14 protein-coding genes are annotated in these 16488 nt (G+C 35.8%); 9 read left to right on the forward strand and 5 right to left on the reverse strand.

Annotation, left to right across the window (positions count from 1 at the left end; all coding sequences use genetic code 11):
• The first annotated feature begins 424 nt into the window (after positions 1-424).
• Both MR054_RS05310 and MR054_RS05315 read left to right on the forward strand, forming a co-directional pair.
• The gene (locus MR054_RS05310; RefSeq protein WP_242156819.1) at positions 425-1207 is read left to right on the forward strand and encodes a LytR/AlgR family response regulator transcription factor; all 783 of its coding nucleotides are present in this window, start codon (positions 425-427) and stop codon (positions 1205-1207) included.
• Positions 1208-1218: 11 nt separating this feature from the next.
• Positions 1219-2331: a sensor histidine kinase gene (locus MR054_RS05315; RefSeq protein ID WP_242156821.1), complete on the forward strand. Its 1113-nt coding sequence runs from the start codon at positions 1219-1221 to the stop codon at positions 2329-2331.
• A 69-nt stretch (positions 2332-2400) separates the two neighbouring features.
• Here MR054_RS05315 and galE read toward each other — a convergent pair whose 3' ends face one another.
• Complete coding sequence (gene galE / locus MR054_RS05320; RefSeq protein ID WP_242156823.1) at positions 2401-3420, reverse strand: UDP-glucose 4-epimerase GalE; 1020 nt, start codon at positions 3418-3420, stop codon at positions 2401-2403.
• A complete protein-coding gene (locus MR054_RS05325) occupies positions 3413-4567 on the reverse strand; it encodes a DegT/DnrJ/EryC1/StrS family aminotransferase (RefSeq protein ID WP_242082682.1) in 1155 nt (384 codons plus the stop codon). Before MR054_RS05325 ends, galE begins: the two co-directional genes overlap by 8 nt.
• Positions 4568-4701: 134 nt before the next feature.
• Between MR054_RS05325 and MR054_RS05330 the strand changes: the two genes are divergently transcribed.
• From MR054_RS05330 to MR054_RS05350, 5 genes are all read left to right on the forward strand, one after another.
• On the forward strand, positions 4702-5943 hold the full coding sequence (locus MR054_RS05330; RefSeq protein ID WP_242156825.1) for a 3-deoxy-D-manno-octulosonic acid transferase: 1242 nt from the start codon (positions 4702-4704) through the stop codon (positions 5941-5943).
• Positions 5944-6022: 79 nt separating this feature from the next.
• Complete coding sequence (locus tag MR054_RS05335) at positions 6023-6301, forward strand: hypothetical protein (protein ID WP_242082684.1); 279 nt, start codon at positions 6023-6025, stop codon at positions 6299-6301.
• Positions 6302-6675: 374 nt separating this feature from the next.
• Positions 6676-7071: a DUF7670 domain-containing protein gene (locus MR054_RS05340; protein ID WP_242156827.1), complete on the forward strand. Its 396-nt coding sequence runs from the start codon at positions 6676-6678 to the stop codon at positions 7069-7071.
• Positions 7072-7141: 70 nt separating this feature from the next.
• A complete protein-coding gene (locus MR054_RS05345; protein WP_242156829.1) occupies positions 7142-8065 on the forward strand; it encodes a hypothetical protein in 924 nt (307 codons plus the stop codon).
• A 99-nt stretch (positions 8066-8164) separates the two neighbouring features.
• Entirely contained in the window at positions 8165-8941 is a 777-nt protein-coding gene (locus MR054_RS05350) for a hypothetical protein (RefSeq protein ID WP_242156831.1), read from the forward strand.
• 204 nt (positions 8942-9145) lie between these two features.
• On the opposite strand, the gene MR054_RS05355 is transcribed toward MR054_RS05350, so the two are convergent.
• The 3 genes from MR054_RS05355 to MR054_RS05365 all read right to left on the reverse strand — a co-directional run bounded on the left by MR054_RS05355 (position 9146) and on the right by MR054_RS05365 (position 14351).
• The gene (locus MR054_RS05355; protein WP_242156833.1) at positions 9146-9793 is read right to left on the reverse strand and encodes an SGNH/GDSL hydrolase family protein; all 648 of its coding nucleotides are present in this window, start codon (positions 9791-9793) and stop codon (positions 9146-9148) included.
• Between the two features lie 1138 nt (positions 9794-10931).
• Positions 10932-11243 (reverse strand): phosphoribosylpyrophosphate synthetase, encoded by a 312-nt coding sequence (locus tag MR054_RS05360; protein WP_242156835.1) that lies wholly within the window; start codon positions 11241-11243, stop codon positions 10932-10934.
• Positions 11244-12224: 981 nt separating this feature from the next.
• Positions 12225-14351: a PQQ-dependent dehydrogenase, methanol/ethanol family gene (locus MR054_RS05365; RefSeq protein WP_242156837.1), complete on the reverse strand. Its 2127-nt coding sequence runs from the start codon at positions 14349-14351 to the stop codon at positions 12225-12227.
• Between the two features lie 541 nt (positions 14352-14892).
• Between MR054_RS05365 and MR054_RS05370 the strand changes: the two genes are divergently transcribed.
• Both MR054_RS05370 and MR054_RS05375 read left to right on the forward strand, forming a co-directional pair.
• Entirely contained in the window at positions 14893-15156 is a 264-nt protein-coding gene (locus MR054_RS05370; protein ID WP_242156839.1) for a hypothetical protein, read from the forward strand.
• Positions 15157-15478: 322 nt separating this feature from the next.
• Entirely contained in the window at positions 15479-16204 is a 726-nt protein-coding gene (locus tag MR054_RS05375) for a hypothetical protein (RefSeq protein ID WP_420868327.1), read from the forward strand.
• The last annotated feature ends 284 nt before the right edge of the window (positions 16205-16488 follow it).

The raw sequence follows: 16488 nt of genomic DNA on the forward strand, positions 1-16488 counted from the left end.
AAGTTTAGCGAAACCTTAGCCTAATATGTAAAGCTCTTAACCGCCTTACCCTTTACAATTGCATTAGTAAAAGAACTAGTTTAATTGAATGCTTAACAGTAATATGATTTGAGTAATCCATAAAATGTGGCAGGATAATACTTTTATGATGTAACGCATCTTAGGGTTACTAACGCTTAAAATTTAATACGTAAATTCTGAATACAATTTCATAAAAAATTATATATCAGTGCTTTAACTATTTTAAAAATTAAATTTAGTTTAGGATGTTAAATTGTTTTTAATTGATGTGAACATGTCTTATTTTGAAGTTTTGTATGAATAACATGATTTGAAAAAGCTAAATATTGATGTGAACACCCTTTTTCATCCCATATTAAGTCGTTTTTTTATACTAGTTTAGATGTTCAAACCACTTTCCACAATGACCAGCACGATTAAAGCAATAATAATTGATGATGAATTCCTAGCGAGAAAACGGGTTTTAAATTTGCTTAATGAGGTTAAGGACATTGAAGTGATTGATGAATGCAGTTCCGGGAAGGAAGCTATTAACAAAATAAATACGGTTAAACCGGATTTAATATTCTTAGATATCAAAATAACCGATATGACGGGGTTTGATATTCTTAAGGAAATTGATCAAACCAATATGCCCTTGGTCATATTTATAACCGCCTTTGATGAATTTGCTTTAAAAGCTTTCGATTTCTTTGCCTTCGACTATCTTTTAAAACCCTTCAAGGATGAACGTTTTATGCAATCTACCAATAGGGTAATTGAACTATTACGATCTAACAAACCTCAAGAAATTGATAAAAAAATTAGCAACCTTCTTAAATACATTGAAAATCCCAATCAGGAATTTTTAGAGGCTAAACAAACCAAGTTGGCCATTAAGGCCAATGGTAAAATTTCATTTATCAATAAGGATGAAATAAAATACATTCTGGCTTCGGGTTATTATGCTGAAATTTTTACCGATCAGAAAAAGTATGTTTTACGCGAATCCTTAAATTCGATGCTTAACCAACTCAAGTCTTTTAAATTTCAAAGGATCCACAGATCTACCATTATCAATACCACATTTATCAAAGAGGTATTGTATTCCAATTACGGTGAAATTGATGTGAAAATACAGGACGAAAAATTATTTAGAATTAGTAAGAGTTACAAAAAGGCGTTTCAAAAAAAGATGGGGATTTAAAGTATTAAAAAATGAAAGGTTTAAAAAAATATGTCGATCTGAAGTTAATTGGAATTCTTTCCCTTGCCTATTCTGTTTTTGTAATAATCTACGTTAGCAAAAATGTTTATTTAAGAATCCATTACGAAAGAGAGACCGATTGGGGTAATTTTATTTTTATAAATGTTTTGGATTGGTTCATAATTTCAATTTTCATGATTTTTATAGCCATTTCAACCAAATATTTAATCGATAAAAAAACCAAATTCCCGTACATTATTATGTTCCACTTGTTTTTTTCTTTCTTTATCGGGGCCTTTGCTATAGGTGTTTCATGGGGAATAGAACTTTTGGGCAACCCTGAAATAGAGATAAAAAATGAATTAAATGGTGCAATAACTGCATTTATAAGACTTATTGATTTGCATTTTTTAATTTATCTTTCATTAGTGACCATCATATATATGTATTATTACTTTAAGAAGACTCAAGAAAGTAAATTGCAAACCATTCAATTACAAGAACAACTATCGAAATCACATTTAAAATTCTTACAATCCCAAATGCATCCCCATTTTTTATTCAATACTATAAATGGCATTTATTCCTTATTGGATATCAATCTGGAAAAATCTAAAGCTATGCTGGTTGATTTAAGTGATCTGTTGCGAAATGTATTGGAAAAAAAAGATCAAAACTTAATTGAACTACAGGACGAAATAAACATATTAAAAAAATATATACACATTAAAAAGACCCGTTTTTCTGATCAGTTGACTTTCAACTTAGATATTGAAGAAGGCCTGGAAAATGCATTAGTCCCGAATATGATCCTGCAGCCCATAATCGAGAACTCGACTAAACATGGTTATAGTGATAAACATAAGTCCATAACTGTTTCAATCTCCATTAGAAAAGAAAAGGACCGAATGAGCATTAAGGTTGAAAATACAGGGAAGCAAATAGACCAACCCCTTTCCTCCTTATTAAAAAAAGGCAATGGTCTAAGTAACATTAACGAAAGACTTAAAACATTGTACAACACAGATTTTGAATTAAAAATATATAACCATTCCAATAAGGTCATGACAGAAATTAACTTCCCACTCCAATTATCAATTTCTGAAATCACCGAAACGTTCTGAAGGGTGTCCCCTATAAAACAGGGGTTACTCATTGAGCAACCCCTGTGAATTATTGGATTAACTATAAGTCTAACCTCTAATTTTCTGTTCCCACTTCCATGCCGATAACATGGCATCATCCAGAGTCAACTTGGTTTTCCACCCTAGTTCGTCGTTGGCCTTTTTGGTATCGGCATAGGCCGATATAATATCGCCCTCTCGTCTACCCACAATTTTATAATTTAACTTTTTACCCGAAACGCGCTCGAAAGCTTCCACGACTTCCAGTACAGAACTGCCCTTACCTGTTCCAAGATTAAAGGTTTCATAATTCTCCTTATTCTTATTGTTTAACAAGCGTTTAAGTGCTACAACGTGGGCCTTTGCCAAATCTACAACATGAATATAGTCCCTTATACAGGTGCCATCAGGTGTTGGGTAATCGTCGCCAAATACCGACAATTCTTCGCGTAGTCCAATAGCTGTTTGTGTAATAAAAGGCACCAGATTTTGAGGGACCCCAATAGGCAATTCCCCAATTTTGCCAGACGCATGAGCCCCAACAGGATTGAAATAACGTAGTGCTATAGCCTTGAGGTTTGGTACCACTTTACAAGTATCCCTGATAATTTCCTCGCCAATTTGTTTGGTGTTTCCATATGGTGATTCTGCCTGTTTCACGGGAGCATTTTCGGTGATTGGCAATTCGTCTGCCTGACCATATACCGTACAAGAAGAGCTAAAAATAAACGAGGCTGTAGGTAGTTTTTTCAATTCTTTCAGTAGGTAAACCAAGGTGCCTATGTTATTTTCATAATATAATAAAGGTTTCACAACGCTTTCACCCACGGCTTTACTCGCTGCAAAATGGATAACGCCTTTAATATCGTTATGTCGTTGAAAAAAGTGTTCTACATCTACCTTTTCTTTTAAATCTATTTTTTCAAAAAGCGGTTTTTTCCCTGTTATTGCTGTTATACCATCCAATACAGTTATTGAAGAGTTCGATAAATCGTCAATAATAACCACTTCATATCCTTCATTTTGTAATTCTACAACGGTATGGGAACCTATGAATCCTAATCCGCCGGTGACTAATATTTTATCCATTTATAAATGTTATGATCGTTGATGTAATATGTTCTATTTGTTCGTCATCCAATTCGGTATGCATCGGTAAAGAAATAACTTCTTTTGTTAATTGATTCGTTACTGAAAAATCAGCTTCATTATAGCGTTCATCGGCATAAGCCTTCTGTTTATGCAGGGGTATTGGATAATACACACCACAGGGAATATTGTTTTCATTTAAATGCCTGGCCAAGGCGTCTCTGTCCACGCCCTTCAGCCTCAGCGTATATTGATGAAATACATGACAATCACAGGTCTCGCATAGAGTTTCACATCCATTCGAAACTTTTGGGGTAATTATTTGATTGATCTCCTTGAACGCTTCATTATATTTTATCGCTGCTGCTTGTCTCGCCTTGTTGTAACTATTTAAATGTGGTAATTTGGCATCTAAAACCGCAGCTTGAATACTATCCAGCCTCGAATTTACACCCACCACATCATGATGGTAACGTTCATACATGCCATGGTTTACGATACCCCTTATGGTATGCGCTAAGTCATCATCATTGGTGAAAATGGCACCACCGTCACCGTAACAGCCCAGGTTTTTAGATGGGAAAAACGAGGTTGCCCCTACATGCCCTATGGTTCCGGCCTTGACTTTTTTACCATTTTTATAGGTGTAATTGGCTCCAATAGCCTGGGCATTATCTTCTATCACGTATAAATCATGTTCTTGTGCTAATGCCATAACAGCTTCCATATTCGCACATTGCCCAAATAAATGGACGGGTACAATGGCCTTAGTTTTTGGAGTGATGGCTTTTTTAATAGCTTCTATATTGATATTGAAATCGTCTTCATTAACATCGACCAATACAGGTGTTAACTGTAGTAAAGCAATAACCTCTACGGTAGCCGCAAAAGTGAAATCAGCCGTAATCACCTCATCACCAGGTCCTAAACCCAATCCCATCATGGCTATTTGAAGGGCATCTGTACCATTAGCACAGGGTATGACATGTTTAACTCCCAAATAACGCTCTAAATGCTGTTGAAAATCATGCACTTTTGGACCATTTATAAATGCCGTATTGTCAATAATTTCCTGTATTGCCGGATTAACCGTTTCCCTAATTCTAGAATATTGACCCTTAAGGTCTACCATTTGGATTTTTCTCATTGTTCTGTTATCTGATAAAAATGCTTTCTGTTTACAAATTGCATGCATTTCCAAGCGTTCAAAAATACAAAATTCATGTAGCTTATCTATAGTTTTCTATCAAAGAAATGTATTTTAGCAAAAACAAAATAAGCGTGGGATTTTTATATAACAACATCATTCCTTTAGCGGGTTTTCTGTTAAAAATAATTGCAAAATTCAATCATAAAATTGCTTTAGGTGTTGAAGGACGCTCTGAAACTTTTCGTATTCTTCAAAAAAATCTAACTAATACTGACCACACGGTTTGGTTCCACTGTGCCTCCTTAGGCGAATATGAGCAAGGCCTGCCTGTGTTTTCCGAATTAAGAAAACAGTATGCAAAGCATAAGATAATTCTCAGTTTTTTTTCGCCATCCGGATATGAAATTCGAAAAAATTCCCCTATAGCCGATCTGGTAATTTATCTGCCGTTAGACTCCAAGAAAAATGCACAGCGTTTCGTAAACCTTGTAAATCCTGAACTTACTGTTTTTGTTAAATATGACATCTGGCCCAACTACTTAAATGAAATTAAAAAAAACCGATTACGGGCCATTTTAATTTCAGCTTCATTTAGAGAAGATCAACGCTATTTTAGATTTTATGGGGGATTGTTTAGACATGCCCTTTTTGCTTTTGAGCATATTTTCACTCAAAACAAAACGTCTAAAGCCTTATTGGAGTCCATTAATTATTTGGATGCCACTGTTTCAGGTGACACAAGGTTTGATAGAGTTTTAGATCAATTAAACGATAATAACACTCTGAACTTTGTTAAAGTCTTCAAACAGGATCAACTGTGTGTGGTTGCCGGGAGTACCTGGCCGGAGGATGAAACCTTACTTACGGATTACATTAATTCTGGTGCGGCACCACATACTAAATTCATAATAGCCCCTCACAACATAAAAGCTTCCCAAATTAGCAGAATAAGACTTGAACTAAAAACAAGCACGGTTTTGTATTCTGAAAAAGAGACAAGGGCCTTAAAAGATGGTCAGGTTCTTATTTTGGATACCATTGGCTTACTCTCCAAAATATATCGTTATGCCGATATTGCCTATGTTGGAGGGGCATTAGGCCATACGGGCTTGCACAACACCTTGGAACCGGCTGTATTTGGCATTCCAATCCTAATAGGCCATAATTATCAAAGATTTCCTGAAGCCAAAGCAATGACACAGAGAGGTGGTATGTTTTCTGTTTCAAATGCAAATGATTTCAAGGTAATCCTAAATAAATTACTATCCGATAGAGACTTCAGACAGGCATGTGGTCATAAAAACTCCAATTATATCAAAGAAAATCAAGGTGCTGTCATCCAAATACTGGATTATCTTCGTATATCTAGTTAGAATTTGTTTTTCGTTTTTTTCAAAATAGCCATGACATGGGCTATCGACAAACAAAATAATTAACACTAAATCATAAATTATGAAAAAATCACTTTTAAGTATGGTGCTTTTAATGGCATTAGGAATTTCCTTGTCATCGTGTAGAGACACAAAAAAATCAGATACCGTAGAAGAAACTGTTGAAAATGCAAGTGAAGCTATGGAGGAAACTGCCGAAGATATTGCAGAAGCAACAGATGGAGCTATGGAAGAAGCGGGTGAAGCCGTAGATGAGGCTGTCGAAGCTGCCGGTGACGCTGTTGATGCAGCCGGAGAAGCCATTGAAAAAACTAAAGAAGCTATTGAAAAGGAAGAATAGATAGATTTTCATCTGAAAATTTCTATTAAGGACCACTTGAAGTGGTCCTTTTTTTTTACTAAAATTCGATATTCCCAAATAAAACTCCGAAACTTAGGCTTTGCAGGGGATATGCCAAGTAAATACCCCCTTACAATTATTACGGATGTTGGATTATAATACACAACCTTCAAGTCATATGGATATGGCCAATACACAGACCATTCCTTTTGGAAGCATTTTAACGTTTAAGACTATGGCATTTATTTAAGGGGAATGGTCAATGGACCTTAAAGGTGCCATGATGGAAATGAGTTCAGATTAATTAACTGATATCCCTCATAGTTTATTGATTGTGATAGTATTACATTTATTTTTTATCATAACGTGAACTCATGAGTAATTCGACAAACATATGGTATTGGACGCCTCGTATGCTTTGTATAATCGCCATTTTATTTATAAGCTTATTTGCTTTGGATGCATTTTCGGCCGAATTATCATTTTGGCAACAAATTGGCGCATTTTTAATTCATCTCATTCCTTCATTTATATTAATAGCTTTACTTATTTTAGCCTGGACAAAGGAATTTATTGGCGGGATACTATTTATGCTCATCGGTTTAGGTTTAAGCCCTGTTGTTTTTTCACATAATTATAGAATGAACCACTCTATTTTCATGAGTCTTGGTATTATTCTTACAATTACCATTCCTTTCGCAATAGTCGGAATCCTATTTATTATTAGTCATTTCAAGAGAAAAAAATCAAAACATAAACCATATGATTAAATTAAGCTCTACTTAATAAATCTTATTTTTATAAAAATGACTATACTTAGAAGAAGTGTTAACACATGGTATGATAAAAGAAAAGTATAAAAAAATGAGTGCTGAGATTCGTTTTGTAACCCTTTTATGTCTTGTTTTTTTAGGGTGTGCTTCTACTGAAAATATTAAGGAACAACCGGGACAACTGAGGAGTAATCCACAGTCTGAACCGTACTTTGGGAATGCTAAATCGACCCCATATACTGCCGTAGAGAATTTCGGTTCAGAAAACTATCGGGGGAAATCAACAATTCCGGAAACCATTGCTCATCAGTCAGTCAATCCAAATGACAACTTAGCGCATACGATTAAAATGGAGGATCATAATTCATCTGAGGATATCACAAGTAGAGAACTCGGAATGGTTCCATATTTAAAACCTGAAAGCCCCGTTGCCGACAAGATTGTAGAAAATTATCTGAACAGCAATAACAAGGAACCCGGTGGCCATTGCCTTACCGTAAGTAAAGCCCGTTTTGAAAACGCTTACAAAGCAGTCTATGGCCATTCGTTCTATAAGGATCTTCCCGAGAGGATCGCTACCCCATATTACACCCCTGGAGAGGTATTCGATTTTCTTTATTTTTCTGCTTCAGGAACCCATATCGGGTGGCGAAGCCTGCCCATAGAATATCGAGGCAGGGGCAATGCCGGGGCCATCGCATATGCCGGTATGGGCACTCTGGTAGACAGCCTGGGGATATGGGCTGGTCAACTCCATGCGGGTGCGATGCTGCAGGTATGGCGATACCGATCGGATTATGAACTGGTGGTGAATGGTACAAGCGATAAGGATTTTGATCCCTATGGACACTCCTTCATATTTTTGGGCTATGTCCGTGATGAAAAACAGGACATTATTGGCATAAGAATAGCCGATCAGGGATTTCAGAGCTATAGACCGCTAACCCCTAATGATTATGAGGTGTGGTGGGGGGTCAACCTGAGTATATAATACCTTTAGAAGCCGAAATTCAGATAAATTTTAACATTCCTGATGAAATTTACTTTCAATTTGTACGTTTTATGTGATTGTAGATCATAAAAAAGGAATATGATATTAATATCTCTATTATTGTTTTTTGGACTTCATAACCCATGGCCGCCCACAATCGGATTGGCTCTGAAAAACCGAGTTGTTAACGAAAGGCTTCCCTCTGTTTCGAATGCTTCAGAGTCGGACAGAGGATTAACATTGGTTTTCAAAACTGATCTGGATGCCACGTCCTATACTGCTGCCAAAGCAGATGTTAATCAACTTCGAAAAAAATTAAATGAGAGGCATAGAAAGGGCCACATTTCTCTTGACCGTGTAAAGGCAGAATTTACAACGCATTTAGTAGATCGGATTATTCCGCATTGGTATGGTACCCCCTGGAGTTTTGAAGGCCATACAGCTGTACCCAAACAGGGTGAAATTGCATGTGGCTATTTTATTTCAACGACACTGCGCGACATGGGTATAAACCTAAATCGTTATAAATTAGCACAAAAATCACCAATTGACGAGGCAAGGACTATTAGTTGTGGAACGGTCATTCATAGTGTAGTGCAAGATAATACTGTAAAAGCATTTGAGGAAATCGATCAGCTCACGGAGGAAGGACTCTATTTTATTGGTTTTGACAAGGGGCATGTGGGATATCTTCTGAAGCGCAATAACCAATTGTCTCTGATACATTCCAACTACTTTTCACCAGGACTAGTTTGTATGGAGCCTTTTAAAGAATCTCGGGTTTTTCAAAGTTTTTCAAAATTCCATATCGTTGATATTTCAAATAATAAGGCATTGATCCAACACTGGCTTAATAATGCAACAGTGTTGCCGTAAGTATAATTTTGGTTCATACGAAGGAGAAAAGATATCATTACTTCCACTTTAATAGCGGCTAGAATGTCTGTTGTTTCTTTATTCAAGATTCCGGATATTGGAGGTTGAATTGATAAGATGGAAGTCAGGATAAATGGAACGCGTTAGCGAGAATTTCCCTTTTTCCGCTTAGGGAGTGTTCACAGTTATAAATACATTATGTTTTCATTCTATTTCCGATCTGAGATAATTTGTAATCTGTTCACTCAGTTTTTTATACCCTTGGATTGAATAATGGACATCAGCTGTTCCTTTTCCATACTTTTGGTGTATAGGAATGGATTGTTCATAGATATCGTTTACCAAAATATGATGCTTTTTCATTATGTTTTTCGCCGCATCATTATATCTTATGACATCCTTTTGAAAACGACCAGCTTCATTTTCGGGGACGTATGTTGTTGTTACGTAAATTAATTTCGCTTTGGTTTTTGTTTTAAGGATAGTAACAATAGTGTCAAGATTGGCTGCATATTCATCCACGGTATAGGTGAGACTTCCATTTACTTTGTCCCTGTTTCCCTGGATATGTGAATCCGGGTGCCGATAACATAAATCCCACAATCCCCAATTGAATTGAATAATATCCCAATGCTCGTCTTTAATCCATTCCTCTATTTTTTTCATTCCAGTTCCCGTGTGTTGCCCATTTCCGGGATTATGAAAAACGTCTGCCTCGTTGGACAGACTCGCTTTTACGAATGGGGTGTAACCTATGGAAATGGAGTCGCCTATTATAAGTATTCTCGGTTTATCTTTAATACAACTTGATAAAGAAATTACCAGGATTGTTATTATTACTGACTTACTCATTAGGATTCTTATTATTTTGAATTTATAGGGTTATAGGTTCTACGTAATTGGTGCTCGTATACCCTAGTGACGGGTCATACCATTACAATAATACGCCTTCGTGAATATCCCCCCAAAAGTTTTGTCGTATTTACCGATGTCATTTCCTTGTAATCCTAAAAAAAGTCAGGAATACCATGATTGTACAAAAATCACAACTAAAAATACAAAAAAACCTCCCATGTTTTTAAATAAACAAGGTTTTGTACCAAAGGCAATAAGCAAATTAGAATTCGTATAAATTTTGATAATTCGAGAATTAAATTCGGATTCTATCAGAAACAGAACGCTATTTCAAGTTAAAAAGATTGTTCAAGATATTCATACTCTAACATCGTCGTATTTTTAAAGTATAGATAATTTATGGTGCGATTACAATGCTTTGATCGACACCGGTATAATTTATTTTGGGTTGTTTCATTTGAGGTATTTCTTTCGATGAGATTATCTTATGACTCCCGATCCTTATTCTTTTGTTTCCGCCAAACAAAATATAAAACCACCGCCGCAATTGGCAAGACAATAAACATAATGACATTAAAAGGATCCGTAAAGTCCAACGGCGTATTATCGTCCGGGTTTCGCGTACCAGGTGGTAATTGAAGATAAATATTTAATAAACTAAGTCTTATCATGGTATACTAATGCTTCCCAATTAATATACGGAATTTTTTACTATTATTGGTTATGGTCCTCCATGCAATCTCAATGCATTTAAATCAACAGTCAACATATCATTATTCCATCCATTTTCAGTTCATTATGTTTATGGTATACTTTAAGCGTGCTTCTTGACCACTTCATTGTAGTTGCTATTTCGTCATGTAATCATTTCATTCCATTTTGGAAACGCTTATTTTCTCAAAAATTATCCCAAAATGGATCATACATCAAAACCAATCTAAAGTAGTTACCGCTTTCATCAAAATCCCATGATTTCTGTGAATATAAATGCTGTAAATATTGGATTCATTCAATGTAAAATTTCTTAAAATTTTATCATTGGTTAGTATTTGATCGTAATAAAGCACAATAGTTTTAGCTATAAAAGTGCATAACAATAGTGGAACTTCACTTATATGGCTTGCTGGTGATCCTTTTAGTTATTAGTTGCCATGGGTATCTTCTTGATAAGTTCCACATTTTGATCGTGTTTTGAACTGTATGACATGACTAAAGTCCCTTTCGTACCATCATTGGCTTCAATTGCAAAAACAATAGTGTCATCCTGTGGATTTGTCATACCGTCAAAGCGATAGGTATGGATTATTTTCAACTCGCCCGGAAGGTATTTCTTTTTTGAAATGGTTGCAATAATTCTATGATCATCAGCTCTGAATCCTTCTTTATAACCATGCTTAGTAAGCGCATTTATAGCTTGAGAAAGTGTATCATAATCATTTTTCAACATAATGGTAATTGTTTGATGTGTTTATACCATTAATATAAGTAATAATCTCCCAAATCAACTTAAAACATTAAATGAAATATAATTGGCTTTGCGATTTATAAAAAATAGCAGCAAAGTGTGTCATCTTTAACCAACATAATGAACACTCTAAATGTGTAATAAATAACACTTCTAATATTGGGTTAAACATTACCAATTTAGACAAAAGGAAATATTAAGTAACAGGACTGCCTCTCATATGAAAAGCTGACGCCATGTCCATTAGGACGGCAACTTTAAATCGTTTGAAGCTGAATGACAGAAATACCTATTTAGCTATGTGTGTCCCTTTTGACGAATTTCTAAAGTGACCATTCTAAGTTTGAGAGAGATATGATATCACGCCTTGCAAAACAAGTTAGGAACCGTTTTTACAATCAAACTAACTTTAAGCAAGCGGGATATATCCAAAAGCAATGCCCAAACCAATTTAAGACGGTCAATCTAAACAAAGCATTGGATCAATAACCCCTTCTAGGTTTACATATATATAGCACCTCAATAATTAAAACATTAATGAGGTTAAGATTTAATCATTGACCCCCCGCCCCAAAACAGCCAAAGTCATCTCAATGGTATAATCACGACTACTAATATTTTGAAAATCTTAAATTATCCGAATTTCTCTGTAGAATATTATCTGGGATACTAATCTTATTTGTAAAGTTTAATTTTGGTACTGTAAATGAAACATAAAGCAAGAGATTAAGAAACTATCTCCTCTAAAAAGAAACATGTACACGTTAAATATTTTAATTATGAAAAAACTACTATTAGTGCTTTTGGAAGTAGAGTCGGAAAGAGTATAACATGTCTATTTTATTAAATTTTATCAAACACCACACAACGCCCAACTAAAATGAGTATGTACTTCAGTTGCCAGATGCTATGAAGTTGTATGTTTGCATTGTCCTTTCAAAGAGCTCAGTTCGGATATTCATTTTAGTGTATGTTACCATTCATTTCACTTGTTTTTTCATTGGTTTTCAATTCTCTGGCAGTACTCAAAATAAAGTTCTTTATGCTACCAATTTGAGCTGCATCTAATCTGTCACCAAAATTAGGCATGCCTAGTGGCAAATAAACTCCTTCTCCGACGATCTGATTAAAGATGTCAAATTTTGCTTTTTCCGAATAAGCTAGGTCCGGATAAGCTCCTCCGCCATTTCCAGGCGAACCATGGCATCTTTGACAATATTGATTGAAAAGTTTCTTTCCATCCGAAATTTCTGCTTCATCACTTGTTATTTCTATATCAATGTACTCTCTTTGTAGTCTAGGATAAGTTGGCGGCAGTTGATTTCCACCTATGACAAAAGTATAAATAGTTCCTGGGTAAAACTGATCGGTGTATCTGATAGAACGTCCACCAGCCCCGCCCCATCCTGAAACGATACTGACATATTGCTTCCCCTCTACCATATAGGTAATAGGAGGCGCAACTACTCCAGAACCCACATTGTATCTCCATACTTCTGTTCCATCTGTTGCATTATAAGCAACTAGAAAACCCTCGGCAGTTCCTTGAAAAACTAAATCCGGGGTACTTAAAACACCCGCATTCCATATGCTTTTGTGTCCTACTTCCCAAACTTGTTTTTTATTAACCGGGTCCCAAGCGATCAATTTCCCTCTTTCTTTGGGTGCAAGTGTATCCATTCTGGTGATACTGTTTTTATCTCCACCCAGTGCTATGTTAAATGATCGGATATCTTTGGTTTGGGTCCATTCCTTTACTTGTCCATAAACCATAGATAAGTCCCTTGCTGGAATATAAACCAGATTGGTTATCGGATTATATGCCATAGGTTGCCAATTATGACCTCCTGCTGGGCCTGGAAATATTTGGGCATTTACCTTCTTATATCTTCCAAATGGAGTTTCCACTGGTCGACCTGTCTCTAAATCCACATGTGTTGCCCAATTTACGTAAACATAGGGATCCGCTGAAAGGAGTTCTCCATTGGTTCGATCGATGACATAAAAGAAGCCATTCTTGGGTGCCTGCATCAGAATTTTTCTTACCTGTCCTTTTATCCTCATATTCGCTAAAATGATTTGCTGAGTAGCTGTATAGTCCCAAGTGTCTCCAGGTGTAGTTTGATAATACCATTTCATGGTGCCATTTTCTATATTAAGCGCTACAATTGATGAAAGGTACAGGTTATCACCTCCTCCTGGACTCCTGAATTCCTGGTTCCATAAGGTGCCATTGCCAACTCCAACATAGACTAATTTTAGATCCGGATCGTATGCAAAAGCGTCCCAGGCAGTGCCACCACCACCTGTTTCCCAGTAGTTACCGCTCCACGTTTTACTGGCAGTTTTCATGGCGTCATTTTCAAATCCCAATGCCGGGTCTCCGGGAACGGTATAAAACCGCCAGACCTGTCTCCCGGTAAGTGCATCATAGGCAGTAACAAATCCTCTTACTCCATATTCTGCTCCTCCATTTCCTATTATCACTTTGCCGTCATACACTCTGGGTGCACCCGTAATTGTATAACTTTCATTTTGATCCACAGTCAAAACGTCCCAGACTTTTTTTCCACTCACTGCATCAATAGCTACCAGCCTGCCATCCAGAGTTCCCACAAATACCTTCCCTTTGTACAAAGCAACACCCCTGTTAACGACATCACAACAAGCAATCTCACTGTAATGTCTCGGTACCTCTGGGTTAAAAGTCCAAACTAGCTCACCGGTTCGAGTATTTATGGCATACACTATACTCCAGGGACCGCTTACATACATGATGCCATCAACCACCAATGGAGTAGCTTCGAAACCCTTCGTTGTGCCTAAGTTTAGAGCCCATGCAAGGCCCAGACTATCAATATTATTTTTTGTTATTTGATCTAGTTCGCCAAAACGATCTTCACTGTAATTTCTTCCATAAGACAACCAATCACCAGGGGCTTTATCAGCCGACAATAAACGGATATCGTCAACTTGTTTTGTTACTTTTCTTATATGGTTAACGTTGCCATGTTCCATTTCGCCTTGGCAACTGATCAGCATCAAAGTTGAAACAAATAGGACTAGGTTTTTTCTTAGGTTGATTATCATAGATCATTTCTTTAATGAATGGTAACGGTCCAGATAAAATGCGTTTTAATGGATTTTATCTTTTGTTATAGCCTTGTCTAAATTTGGCATCCTTCTATGCTTTGTTCCTAGTTCATAGAAGTAAGCAAGTTTTATAAGTGTAGGTTCTGAATACATCCGACCTAAAAACTCTATCCCAGAAGGTAAACCTTCCTTCATAAAACCCATCGGTACTCTAATAGCAGGCTCACCCGTGTGAGGGGAAATTTCACTTGAATTTCAAGTGTAAATTAAGAATAATAATTGATTAACAGTGTTTTAATATATATAAGAGGTATAAACCTCGCCATCCCTTTCAAGAAAAAGGTCTGATACACAAACGATAATTCATTAGACAGGGTAAACCATTATAAATCCCTAAAACGCTCTAATACCTGGATATGTCATGCTTAAGTGAACCCCTATCCCCAAAACAGCCAAAGATGCCAGGGCGGTGTAGGAATACCTCAAGACTGACCAATATCATTTCCTGCTTTTTTAGTTCTAATTACATTTGTTGGTCATGAAGAATCCGTTTTTAAAATTTCCTTTTTGGTTAAATTTTATTATTCTAATTATTTCTCTACCGATTAGCGGATTTGCTTTAATATTTGGTTTTGCCCATGTTGTTGAAGGAATTAGGCAATCTATTGAAGGTATTACTCCTCCTCCAGGTGCTTTCGAGGGTGGTATTATCGTTATGAGCCTTTGTTTGATTGGTATTATTACTTTGTTAATAACGATCGGAGCATTCCTTGCCATCCTTGGTAGCAAAAACAAAAGTTAAGTTTATATTTCCCTTTTAATAACTCTTATGATGGGATAACCATCCTATAATTACTCTGCAATCCCAAAACAGCCAGAGTGATTTCAATGGTATAATCATGCACACAAACTTTTTTGAACATAAGAAGTTTGGTTCGATTTTGGACATTTGGAGTCCTTTTGAATACTTTTTCCTATTTTTAGTAGGAATAATATGTTTGTCATAAATCCTAAGGTTATATTAGTTTCTAGGCATGATTATCGGAATAAAGACATCCATTTTATACATATAAAGAGTTATAGGTCATTAGAATAGAAAACAATTTGAAGAATCAATGTTAAAATTGTTCGGAAGAATAAGACGTAAATTACTTGAAGAAAGTAATCTGAAAAAATATCTGATTTATGCAATCGGTGAAATATTGCTTATTATTATAGGTATTTTGATCGCATTGCAAATTGATAAATTGAATGACGAGTCTAAATTAAAAAGGACGCTCATTTCGGACCTAAAGAATACTGAAAAATACATACAAGGTGAAATCGAAAGAGTGGAGAATGAGAGACAAAAACTAATTGCCATGAGAGATACAATAGGGTATTCATTAAGAATAATTGAAGACCTAGATACCCTCTCTTCGGTAGAAAAAAAGTATATCAAGGGTACAAATAATCATTTGTTGAAAGTTGGATTGGCAACAGGCGAAAAAAAAATTTTGCAGGATTTGTATACGAGTATTTCAAAATCACCCAGGGAATCAAGTCAAGAACTGGTGAACGCTCTTAGTCGATTAATAATTGACATTCAAAAAGCGGATTTTTTAGACAATAGCTTTTTTGAGGACTTACTTTCTAGAGATAGATCAATGGATCGAACCATATGGAGAACCAACTCAAAAGGACAGCTTATTTATGATTTCAAAAAGTTGAAGACAGACTATGACTTACAGATTATGTTTAATAGATCAATACATTTCAAGAATATATCCATTAATTATTGTAAAAAACTAATTGAGCAATATCGAGTAGTGGGTATGCTTATTGGAAAACAATTAAATGAACTTGAATAATGGAATAGCATAATACTTTAGAAAAAGGACCTAACTGATAGAAGTCACTTAAAACCTTAAAAGGTCTTGCTTAAATGTACCCCTATCCCCAAAACAGCCAAAGATGCCAGGGCGGTGTAGGAATACCTCAAGACTGACCAATATCATTTCCTGCTTTTTTAGTTCTAATTACATTTGTTGGTCATGAAGAATCCGTTTTTAAAAAATTTCCTTTTTGGTTTAATTATATTATTCTAATTATTTTCCTACCGATTAGCGCATTTGCTTTAATATTCAGTTTTGAC

Origin of the sequence: Aestuariivivens sediminis (assembly GCF_022662105.1) — a bacterium.
Lineage (GTDB): Bacteria > Bacteroidota > Bacteroidia > Flavobacteriales > Flavobacteriaceae > Aestuariivivens > Aestuariivivens sediminis.

Bases quoted from the DNA above. Each gene is read 5' to 3' on its own strand.
- MR054_RS05350 (WP_242156831.1), top strand. From the start codon at position 8,165: ATGATATTAATATCTCTATTATTGTTTTTTGGACTTCATAACCCATGG.
- MR054_RS05365 (WP_242156837.1), bottom strand. From the start codon at position 14,351: ATGATAATCAACCTAAGAAAAAACCTAGTCCTATTTGTTTCAACTTTG.
- MR054_RS05340 (WP_242156827.1), top strand. From the start codon at position 6,676: ATGAGTAATTCGACAAACATATGGTATTGGACGCCTCGTATGCTTTGT.
- galE (WP_242156823.1), bottom strand. From the start codon at position 3,420: ATGGATAAAATATTAGTCACCGGCGGATTAGGATTCATAGGTTCCCAT.
- MR054_RS05370 (WP_242156839.1), top strand. From the start codon at position 14,893: ATGAAGAATCCGTTTTTAAAATTTCCTTTTTGGTTAAATTTTATTATT.
- MR054_RS05355 (WP_242156833.1), bottom strand. From the start codon at position 9,793: ATGAGTAAGTCAGTAATAATAACAATCCTGGTAATTTCTTTATCAAGT.
- MR054_RS05360 (WP_242156835.1), bottom strand. From the start codon at position 11,243: ATGTTGAAAAATGATTATGATACACTTTCTCAAGCTATAAATGCGCTT.
- MR054_RS05315 (WP_242156821.1), top strand. From the start codon at position 1,219: ATGAAAGGTTTAAAAAAATATGTCGATCTGAAGTTAATTGGAATTCTT.
- MR054_RS05325 (WP_242082682.1), bottom strand. From the start codon at position 4,567: ATGAGAAAAATCCAAATGGTAGACCTTAAGGGTCAATATTCTAGAATT.
- MR054_RS05335 (WP_242082684.1), top strand. From the start codon at position 6,023: ATGAAAAAATCACTTTTAAGTATGGTGCTTTTAATGGCATTAGGAATT.
- MR054_RS05310 (WP_242156819.1), top strand. From the start codon at position 425: ATGACCAGCACGATTAAAGCAATAATAATTGATGATGAATTCCTAGCG.
- MR054_RS05345 (WP_242156829.1), top strand. From the start codon at position 7,142: ATGATAAAAGAAAAGTATAAAAAAATGAGTGCTGAGATTCGTTTTGTA.